Origin of the sequence: Mesorhizobium sp. M0833 (assembly GCF_040319905.1) — a bacterium.
Classification (GTDB): domain Bacteria; phylum Pseudomonadota; class Alphaproteobacteria; order Rhizobiales; family Rhizobiaceae; genus Mesorhizobium.
Genome location: NZ_JAMYOQ010000003.1, coordinates 357,769 through 367,500, shown reverse-complemented (window position 1 = coordinate 367,500; position 9,732 = coordinate 357,769). Strand labels below are relative to the sequence as shown.

The 9,732-nt window shown below is 60.4% G+C and carries 6 protein-coding genes, 1 tRNA gene and 2 rRNA genes; 3 read left to right on the top strand and 6 right to left on the bottom strand.

From position 1 onward, the window contains the following. The first annotated feature begins 114 nt into the window (after positions 1-114). The 3 genes from NKH98_RS05865 to NKH98_RS05855 all read left to right on the top strand — a co-directional run bounded on the left by NKH98_RS05865 (position 115) and on the right by NKH98_RS05855 (position 3,339). Positions 115-2,921: ribosomal RNA gene (locus NKH98_RS05865) — 23S ribosomal RNA — on the top strand. A gap of 96 nt (positions 2,922-3,017) precedes the next feature. After that, positions 3,018-3,132: ribosomal RNA gene (rrf, locus tag NKH98_RS05860) — 5S ribosomal RNA — on the top strand. Between the two features lie 130 nt (positions 3,133-3,262). Further along, a tRNA-Met gene (locus NKH98_RS05855) sits at positions 3,263-3,339 on the top strand. 560 nt (positions 3,340-3,899) lie between these two features. Here NKH98_RS05855 and NKH98_RS05850 read toward each other — a convergent pair. The 6 genes from NKH98_RS05850 to NKH98_RS05825 form a co-directional block, all read right to left on the bottom strand. Then, entirely contained in the window at positions 3,900-4,406 is a 507-nt protein-coding gene (locus NKH98_RS05850; RefSeq protein WP_352702580.1) for an L-2-amino-thiazoline-4-carboxylic acid hydrolase, read from the bottom strand. Further along, positions 4,403-5,194, bottom strand: a complete 792-nt coding sequence (locus tag NKH98_RS05845) for an ATP-binding cassette domain-containing protein (protein ID WP_352897113.1) — start codon at positions 5,192-5,194, stop codon at positions 4,403-4,405. Before NKH98_RS05845 ends, NKH98_RS05850 begins: the two co-directional genes overlap by 4 nt. Beyond that, positions 5,191-6,024: an ABC transporter ATP-binding protein gene (locus NKH98_RS05840; protein ID WP_352897111.1), complete on the bottom strand. Its 834-nt coding sequence runs from the start codon at positions 6,022-6,024 to the stop codon at positions 5,191-5,193. Before NKH98_RS05840 ends, NKH98_RS05845 begins: the two co-directional genes overlap by 4 nt. Continuing rightward, the gene (locus NKH98_RS05835; RefSeq protein ID WP_352897109.1) at positions 6,021-6,851 is read right to left on the bottom strand and encodes an ABC transporter permease; all 831 of its coding nucleotides are present in this window, start codon (positions 6,849-6,851) and stop codon (positions 6,021-6,023) included. The genes NKH98_RS05840 and NKH98_RS05835 overlap by 4 nt, the downstream gene beginning before the upstream one ends. Then, entirely contained in the window at positions 6,848-7,834 is a 987-nt protein-coding gene (locus tag NKH98_RS05830) for an ABC transporter permease (RefSeq protein ID WP_352897107.1), read from the bottom strand. Before NKH98_RS05830 ends, NKH98_RS05835 begins: the two co-directional genes overlap by 4 nt. A gap of 272 nt (positions 7,835-8,106) precedes the next feature. Further along, on the bottom strand, positions 8,107-9,717 hold the full coding sequence (locus NKH98_RS05825) for an ABC transporter substrate-binding protein (protein WP_352897106.1): 1,611 nt from the start codon (positions 9,715-9,717) through the stop codon (positions 8,107-8,109). Positions 9,718-9,732 lie beyond the last annotated feature (15 nt).

Sequence of the window (9,732 nt, the reverse complement as noted above, 5' to 3'; positions counted from 1 at the left end):
GATCTCGAGAAGCTGGTCTTTTTGTGCCAATGACATCCAGCGATAATCCCGCACAGGATTTCGCTGAAGCGACGATCTCTTGAGATCGCGCAGGTGGGCATTGGCAATGAGAACGATCAAGTGTCTTAAGGGCAATTGGTGGATGCCTTGGCATGCACAGGCGATGAAGGACGTGATACGCTGCGATAAGCTACGGGGAGGTGCGAATACCCTTTGATCCGTAGATTTCCGAATGGGGAAACCCACCTAAGGTACTTGGAAAATCAGAGCAGCAGGGCAACTTGCTGCTGTGGTTTCCAAGTATCGATAATAGGTAACTTACCCTGAATAAAATAGGGGTAAAGTGGCGAACGCGGGGAACTGAAACATCTAAGTACCCGTAGGAAAGGACATCAACCGAGACTCCGGAAGTAGTGGCGAGCGAACCCGGACCAGGCCAGTGGCGATGATGAGACAAGCGGAACCTTCTGGAAAGTAGGGCCATAGTGGGTGACAGCCCCGTACGCGTAATGCAAATCATCGTCCTCGAGTAAGGCGGGACACGTGAAATCCTGTCTGAAATTGGGGGGACCACCCTCCAAGCCTAAGTACTCGTGCATGACCGATAGCGAACTAGTACCGTGAGGGAAAGGTGAAAAGCACCCCGACAAGGGGAGTGAAATAGTACCTGAAACCGATTGCCTACAAACAGTGGGAGCCCAAGGTTCGTCCTGGGTCACCACGTACCTTTTGTATAATGGGTCAGCGACTTAGTGTGACGAGCAAGCTTAAACCGATAGGTGTAGGCGCAGCGAAAGCGAGTCTGAACAGGGCGTTCAGTTCGTCGCATTAGACCCGAAACCGAGTGATCTAGCCATGAGCAGGTTGAAGGTAAGGTAACACTTACTGGAGGACCGAACCCATAACTGTTGCAATAGTTCGGGATGACTTGTGGCTAGGGGTGAAAGGCCAATCAAACTCGGAAATAGCTGGTTCTCCGCGAAATCTATTTAGGTAGAGCGTCGACCGAATACCCCAGGGGGTAGAGCACTGGATGGGCTAGGGGTCCTCACCGGATTACCAAACCTAACCAAACTCCGAATACCTGGGAGTAATAGTCGGCAGACACACGGCGGGTGCTAACGTCCGTCGTGAAAAGGGAAACAACCCTGACCTACAGCTAAGGTCCCCAAGTTATGGCTAAGTGGGAAAGGATGTGAGGATCCCAAAACAACCAGGATGTTGGCTTAGAAGCAGCCATCATTTAAAGAAAGCGTAACAGCTCACTGGTCTAAATAAGGGTCTTTGCGCCGAAAATGTAACGGGGCTAAAGCCATACACCGAAGCTTAGGGTTTGCAGCAATGCAAGCGGTAGCGGAGCGTTCTGTAAGCTGATGAAGCCATACCCGTGAGGGATGGTGGAGGTATCAGAAGTGCGAATGCTGACATGAGTAACGTAAGGGGAGTGAGAGACTCCCCCGCCGAAAGTCCAAGGGTTCCTGCTTAAAGCTAATCTGAGCAGGGTTAGCCGGCCCCTAAGTCGAGGCAGAAATGCGTAGACGATGGGAACCACGTTAATATTCGTGGGCCTGGAGGAAGTGACGGATCATTGAGGTAGTCCAATCTTATCGGATTGAAAGGGCTGCTGCGTGGTTCCAGGAAATAGCTCCTCCTTATAGACCGTACCCGAAACCGACACTGGTGGACTGGTAGAGTATACCAAGGCGCTTGAGAGAACTATGCTGAAGGAACTCGGCAAATTGCACGCGTAACTTCGGAAGAAGCGTGACCCTTTCATGCGCAAGCATGGGAGGGTGGCACAGACCAGGGGGTAGCGACTGTTTATCAAAAACACAGGGCTCTGCGAAGTCGCAAGACGACGTATAGGGTCTGACGCCTGCCCGGTGCTGGAAGGTTAAGAGGAGGGGTGCAAGCTCTGAATCGAAGCCCCAGTAAACGGCGGCCGTAACTATAACGGTCCTAAGGTAGCGAAATTCCTTGTCGGGTAAGTTCCGACCTGCACGAATGGCGTAACGACTTCCCCGCTGTCTCCAGCATAGACTCAGTGAAATTGAATTCCCCGTGAAGATGCGGGGTTCCTGCGGTTAGACGGAAAGACCCCGTGCACCTTTACTATAGCTTTACATTGGCATTCGTAGTGGCATGTGTAGGATAGGTGGTAGGCTTTGAAACCTGGGCGCCAGCTCAGGTGGAGCCACCCTTGAAATACCACCCTTATCACTATGGATGTCTAACCGCGGCCCGTTATCCGGGTCCGGGACAATGTATGGTGGGTAGTTTGACTGGGGCGGTCGCCTCCTAAAGAGTAACGGAGGCGCGCGATGGTGGGCTCAGAACGGTCGGAAATCGTTCGCTGAGTGCAATGGCATAAGCCTGCCTGACTGCGAGACTGACAAGTCGAGCAGAGACGAAAGTCGGTCATAGTGATCCGGTGGTCCCGCGTGGAAGGGCCATCGCTCAACGGATAAAAGGTACGCCGGGGATAACAGGCTGATGACCCCCAAGAGTCCATATCGACGGGGTTGTTTGGCACCTCGATGTCGACTCATCGCATCCTGGGGCTGGAGCAGGTCCCAAGGGTATGGCTGTTCGCCATTTAAAGCGGTACGTGAGTTGGGTTCAGAACGTCGTGAGACAGTTCGGTCCCTATCTGCCGTGGGTGTAGGAATATTGAAAGGATCTGTCCCTAGTACGAGAGGACCGGGATGGACGGATCTCTGGTGGACCTGTTGTGGCGCCAGCCGCATAGCAGGGTAGCTATATCCGGACGGGATAACCGCTGAAGGCATCTAAGCGGGAAACCCACCTTAAAACGAGTATTCCCTGAGAACCGTGGAAGACGACCACGTTGATAGGCCGGGTGTGGAAGAGCGGCAACGCTTGAAGCTTACCGGTACTAATAGTTCGATCGGCTTGATCGTTCTCATTCCTAATGCCCATTTCTGGCGACAATCCTTGGATTGCGCCGAGATGGATGGCACAGAAAACAGCTTCTCGAGCAACGTGCGTTTTGCCGACCTGGTGGTTATGGCGGAGCGGCTGCACCCGATCCCATTCCGAACTCGGCCGTGAAACGCTCCAGCGCTGATGGTACTTCGTCTCAAGACGCGGGAGAGTAGGTCGCTGCCAGGTCTGCCAAGCGCACGTTGTTTAATCTTCTCCTTACAAACAGGCCCGCCGACGGGACTCCGGGCCGCGCAAGCGGCCCTTTCATTTGGCGGAAGCTTGAATACGGTGAGCCAAGGCTTACCTTTAGGGTTGACGCGGGGTGGAGCAGCCCGGTAGCTCGTCAGGCTCATAACCTGAAGGTCACAGGTTCAAATCCTGTCCCCGCAACCAAAATACGAAAACGGCCCGCCTTGTGCGGGCCGTTTTCGTATGCGCTGAAGTGTCGCGACAGGGGACACTTAGCATTCCGCGGCCAATTTTTCGCGTATGTGCTCCGATCCACCTCTCATACGTCGGGCGAATGGCCGATCGGGATTTACGACGCGCCAAAAGGGCGCGCTGCCGTCTTGACTGATATGCACCAAGTGCCGCCGCACAGTCACTGGGCAGCAGGCGTCTGCTTCGTATTTTGCCGCGAGCTTACGTCGCAACTCTGCAAGGTCCGACAAGTGGCCAGGTCGTGCAGCCCGGAGCTCGTCAGCGATCATTTTCTCGGTTGGGATCAGCATGCTCTGCGTAAGGGTCTTGCCTTTGCGTCTCGTTTTGACCACCGGCAATTCGCTCATAATTCACCTCCAGGAACTCCCTACGGAAGACGAACAAGGATGCCGCAATCCGACAAATCTCGGATTGATTTGATTGCCGTGGCCTTATGCCGCCGGGAGTTTTTGTTGGCTCCGTGCTGCCCAACGGAACTCTACGTCTTCGCCGACATGGCTCGAGTTGCAGCTCTAACCGGCATCCCGGTTGGTCAAAGCGATATGGCAGCAGCCGAAACCGTGGCCCGGTGTCCAGGTGACATTGTCGAAGCGTACCCCGGTGGCCTCGAACAGGCCGCGATCGAAGGCGCCGGCGATGCGGCAGAGCGTGGCGAGTTTCTCGTCGTCGACGCCGGCTTCGACCCAGGCGTCCTTCAGCGGGCAGCGCCTGACCTTGAAGGCAATGCGGTCCGGACCGCGTTCGACGTCGGTCGGATACATGCGACCGCCATCCGGGCTGACGGCCAGGAACGCCTCGCCGATCGCCGGTGCGTCGTTGGGGCCGAAATCGGCGAAGGCCGCCGCCGCAACCTCCCTGCCTCGCCGTTCAATGGTGCGGATCATGATCGCCTCGGCTTTTTCCGCGCCAACTTCCGCGGTCAGTTCGTCGAGCAACAGACGATAGAGATCGGCGCGGTTGCGGAAGGCGGAATCGAGTTCGCGTGACAGTTTTTCGGCTCGGGCTTCGGCGTCGGTCATGATGCGTCCCGTTCGATCCTCGACAGTCTTGGCGCTGCCGCCACCAGCGCCTTGCCGATCGCGGATTGCGGCGCGTCGATGACGGTGCGGGCATCGCCGCTTTCGGCAATCCGCCCGCCGTCCAGAATGGCGATGCGGTGGGCGATGGCACGGACGACGCCGAGATCGTGCGAAATGAAAAGATAGGCGATGCGCTCCTCGCGTTGAAGGTCAAGCAGCAGCCGCAGGATCTGCGAGCGCACCGACACGTCGAGTGCCGACACCGCCTCGTCGAGCACGACCAGCGACGGTTTCGTGGCGATGGCGCGGGCGATTGCAACGCGCTGGCGCTGACCGCCGGAGATTTCGTGAATGGCGCGGCCGGCGAGACCGGGGCTGAGGCCGACGCGTTCCAGCAGAGCGGCGATACGGCGCGGGCGTTCGGCGCGAGAGGCGATGTGATGGATGCGCAAGGGGTCGTCGAGCACACGCGCCACCTTGGCGCGTGGGTTCAAGGCGGCGAGCGGATCCTGAAACACCATCTGCAGACGAGCGCGCCGGTCGCGCAACGCAGCGCCGTTCAACGACAGGAAATCACTGCCTTCAAATTCGATTCGGCCAGCATCGGCTTCGATGAGCCGCAGTATGAGCCGAGCGATCGTCGATTTGCCGCTGCCGGAAGGTCCGGCCAGCGCCAGCGTCTCGCCATGCTCGATGTGGAGGGAAACATCGTCGGCCGCGGCGATGATCTTGCCGCCGCTACTGTATCGTTTGGTCAGGCCGGAAACGGCGAGCAGCGGACTGGTCATGTTCGCTGCAGCACCGGCTCGGCGTCGAGACCGAGATTGGCGTCGAGCAGCGCCCTTGTGTACGCGTGACGCGGCGCACTGACCACCTTCGCCGTCGCACCTAGCTCGAGCAGCTCGCCATGCCGGAACACGGCGATGCGCTCTCCAAGCTCAGCGGCCAGCCCGATGTCGTGGCTGATGAACAGCAGCGTCATGCCGTCCTCGGCCACCAGTCGCCGGATCAGCCCGACGATCTCGGCCTGCACGATGGTGTCCAGCGCGCTGGTCGCCTCGTCGGCGATCAGCAGTTTCGGCCCGGCCGCGATCGCGGCGGCGATCGCCACGCGCTGCTTCTGGCCGCCGGAGAGCTGATGTGGAAAGGCGCGCAGAGCGGCATCGGGGTCGGGCAGACGGACGCGTTCGAGCAAGGCTTTTGCTCTGGCATAGGCGTGTCGCCAGTCAAGTCCGAGATGCGTGCGCGCGACTTCCGCGATCTGCTTGCCGATTGGCATGACCGGATCGAGACTGGCGGATGGGTCCTGGAAAACGAAGCCGATATCACGGCCTCCGAGAGGAAGGCCATTGAGAACAAGGAAAGATTGACGATCTTTCGAATGAGACGATCGAAATTCCGTCATCTGCCACTCGATCGCTCCGCCGATCTTGGCAGTGGCCGGCAGCAGCCCAGCAATCGCCAGCGCCAACGTGCTCTTGCCCGAGCCGCTCTCGCCGATGATGGCGAGGCGCTCGCCAGCGGCGACATCGAAGCTGATATGCTTCAGCGCCGCCACCTCGGCGCCGTCGCGGCGATACGTCACCGTCAGATTGCGGATCGAAGCAAGCGCCGTCACGACAGGCTCCTCCTCACCGATGTCGTCTCGACGACGCCTTCGCCGGCGAGATAGACGCCGAGCACGGTCAGCACGAGTGCTACACCCGGAATGATCGACAGGAAGGGCGCGGTGCGCAGCACGGCGCGGCCTTCGGCGATCATGCCGCCCCAGGTAACGCGGTTGGGGTCGCCGAGGCCGAGAAAAGACAATGCCGCTTCGGTGAGAATAGCCGCGGCGACGATCACCGACGACAACGCCAGTACCGGCGGCAGCGCGTTGGGCAGCACCTCGCGAAAGGCGATCTCCAGCGGATGCATGCCGATGACGCGGGCGCCGGCAACAAAATCGCGCTCACGGATCGACAGCACTTCGGCCCGCGCCACGCGTGCCGGTCCGGTCCAGGCGCCCATCGCGATCGCAGCGACGACGACGCCGAGCGACGGCCCGACAATGCTGACGAAAGCCAAAGCCAGCAGGAAGGCTGGGACGGTCTGGAAAGCGTCGGTGATGCGCATCAGCACCTCGTCGACAAGGCCGCCGGCAAAACCGGCTAACGTGCCGATTACGGCGCCGACGGCAAGCGCGGTGGCTGCTGCTGCCAGGCCGACCGCCAGCGAGGTGCGGGCGCCGTGGAAAAGCTCGGCCAGCACGTCACGGCCGAGACGGTCGGTGCCGAGTGGCAGCAACCAGTCCTGGAACGGCGACAACAATGCCGGCCCGGCAATGGCGTGCGGATCGCTCGGAAAGAACAAAGGTGCGGCAAGCGCCACGGCAGACAGCGCCGTCAGGATGACCGCGCCGGCAATCGCTTCCGGCGTGCGAAGAAAGCGGCGAAGCGGGCTCACGCGCCGGCCTCACTGGCCCCGACGCGCGGATCGAGGAAGGCGTAAGCGATGTCGACGAGAAGGTTGATGATGACGACCTGGACGGCACTGATGAGAATGATACCGAGCAGTAACGGCGTGTCGCGTGCCGCCACCGCTTCCTGCGCCAGCCGGCCAAGGCCTGGCACGGAAAAGACGCTTTCGATAACGACGCTGCCGCCCAACATTTGCGCGGACTGTAGGCCAAGCATGGTGACCAGCGGCAACAGCGCGTTGCGGGCGACGTGAGCGAGCACGATGCGGCGGCGGGAAAGTCCCCTGGCGCGGGCGGCCAGCACAAAATCCTGTCGCCAGACCTCGGCCATGCCGGCGCGCATCATGCGCAGATAGAGCGCGAGATAGATGAAGCCGAGCGCCGAAACCGGCAGGACGAGATGGCGGGCGATATCGGCGGCGCGATCGAGGCCGGCCCGGGCCGAGGCGATACTCTCGATGCCGCCGATCGGAAACCATCGCAGGTCGACGGCAAAGACGATGATCAGCACCAGCCCAAGCCAGAAGCCCGGCACGGCATAGAGCGCCAGCGAACCGACGGACAGAAAGCGATCGCGAAAACTGCCAGGCCTGGCGCCGGCATAGATGCCGAGCGCCGAGCCGAGACCGAAGGAGAGCGCGGTGGCGCTGCCCATCAACAGCAGCGTGTTGGGCAGGCGCTCCAGGATGACGTCGCGGATCGGCCGCGAAAAGGTGACCGATTGGCCGAGATCGAGATGCAGCAGCGCCCAAAGATAATTGGCGAGCCGCGTCAGCTCCGTCTGGTCGAGACCCCAGCGGTGACGCAACAGCTCGATCATGCCGGCGTCGCCGCCGGTCGAGACGATGTAGGCATCGACCGCGTCGCCGGGAGCGGTTTCGAGTAACAGGAAGGTGCCGATGACGACAATCAGCAGCACGAAGATGCTGCCGACGAGACGGCGGCGAAGGAGGATGACAGCGCGGGTCATGGCGTAACGCCGATAGGAGAGCCAAGTCTTCGGCGCCGCGCTCTACGGCGCCCCCCTCTGTCCTGCCGGACATCTCCCCCACAAGGAGGGAGATTGGCAGCTTCGGCGTTGCCGGCCGTCTTGCAACGCTGGAGATTGGCGAAAGCGACAATGACAGCCGATCTCGCCCCTTGTGGGGGAGATGTCCGGCAGGACAGAGGGGGGCGCGAAAAAGCTCTCATCGTTGAAGCTGAGCACCCACACAAGCGGGGCGCAAGTCTGGAGAGACTTCCTTACCCCTCCAGCCAAGTGTCCGCCCAGTTCGATACCGCCCAGCGCGGGTTGTTGGCGATGTTCTTGACCGTATCACGTGCGACGCTGATGAAACTCCATTCGGCGACGTTGATCAGTGGCAGGTCGGCGGCAACTTTTCTCTGGAACTCCTTGTAGAGTTCGGTGCGGGCGGCGGTGTCGAGCGTCTCCGATGCCTTGGCGATCAGGGCATCGAGTTCGGCGTTCTTGTAGCCGCCCTGGTTGGAGAAGGGCACGCCGTCTGGAATGCCGCTCTGCACCAGGATGGTGGTCGAGATCGCAGGATCGCCGCGGAACACCGGCGGTCCGACCGCAAGGTCGAAGGCGTGGTCGGTGTAAACAGCCTTGATATGCGCGGCCGAGTCGTTGTTGACCAGCTGAGCGTCGATGCCGATGGCGGCGAGCGCCTGACGCAGATAGTCGCCGAACTGCTTGGTCTCGTTGAAATAGGGCGCCGGCAGCAGTTTCAGTGAAAAGCGCTTGCCGTCATCGCCTCGGCTGTAGCCGGCCTCGTCCAGCAAGGTGTTGGCCTTGGCGACGTCGAAGGCGTACGTCGGCACGTCGGCGGTGTAGAATTGCGGGTCGTTTTTCGGCACCGGGCCAGTGGCGGTGGCGGCATAGCCGAGAAACACCGTCTTGACGACGAAATTCTTGTCGATGGCGTGAGCGATCGCCTGGCGCACTTTCAGGTCGGCCAGCTCCTTGCGGCGATGGTTGATCTCGACGACGAGCTGGTAGGTCAGCCCTTCATAACCCTTGGTGATCACCTTGAGGCCGGGCACTTTGGATATGCGCTCGAGATCGGCGAGGGGCACGGCCGAGAAGGCGGCGAGCTGGATCTCTTCGGCCTCGAGCGCGCTGGCAGCAGCTGTGCGGTCCGGCAGCACCTGATAGATGATCTCGTCGAGATAGGGCTCGTCCTTGCCCCAATAATCCGTGTTCTTCTCCAGCCGGTAATATTCGCCGGGTTTGTATTCGGCGAATTTGAACGGACCGGTGCCGACCGGGGCGTTATTGGCCGGGTTGTCCTCGATCTTTCCGGTCTCGTAGATGTGCTTGGGTACAACGCTGCTCAGCGCCGGCAAGGCGTTGCGGATCAGCTGGAACGGTGTCGGCTTGGCGAATTTGAACACGGCGGTGGCTTCGTCCGGCGTGTCGACCGCCTCCAGATCCTTGAACACGGTGCGGCCGAGATTCTGCAGCGGCTTCCAGATATGCAGCGCCGAGAACGCGACATCGGCGGAGGTGAAGGGTTTACCGTCATGCCATTTGACGCTCTCGCGCAGCTTGAACGTGACCGACAGGCCGTCGGCGGCACCTTCCCAGCTGAGCGCCAGGCGCGGATCGAGCCCGTCCTTGCCGTCAAAGGAGGCCTCAGCCAAGGGTTCTACGATCTTGCTCGAAATGAAGAAGACGCCGTTCGAGGCGATGATCGCCGGATTGAGATTGCGCGGCTCGGAATCAGCGGCGACAACCAGTCGTCCGCCCTTTTTCGACGTCTGCGCCGACCCGATCGTCGGCATCGCGGTGGAGGCCAGCAGCAATGCCGAACCCGCAAGCATCGTACGTCTGGAAATGGTGAACTCTGGCATGATCGAACTCCGTCC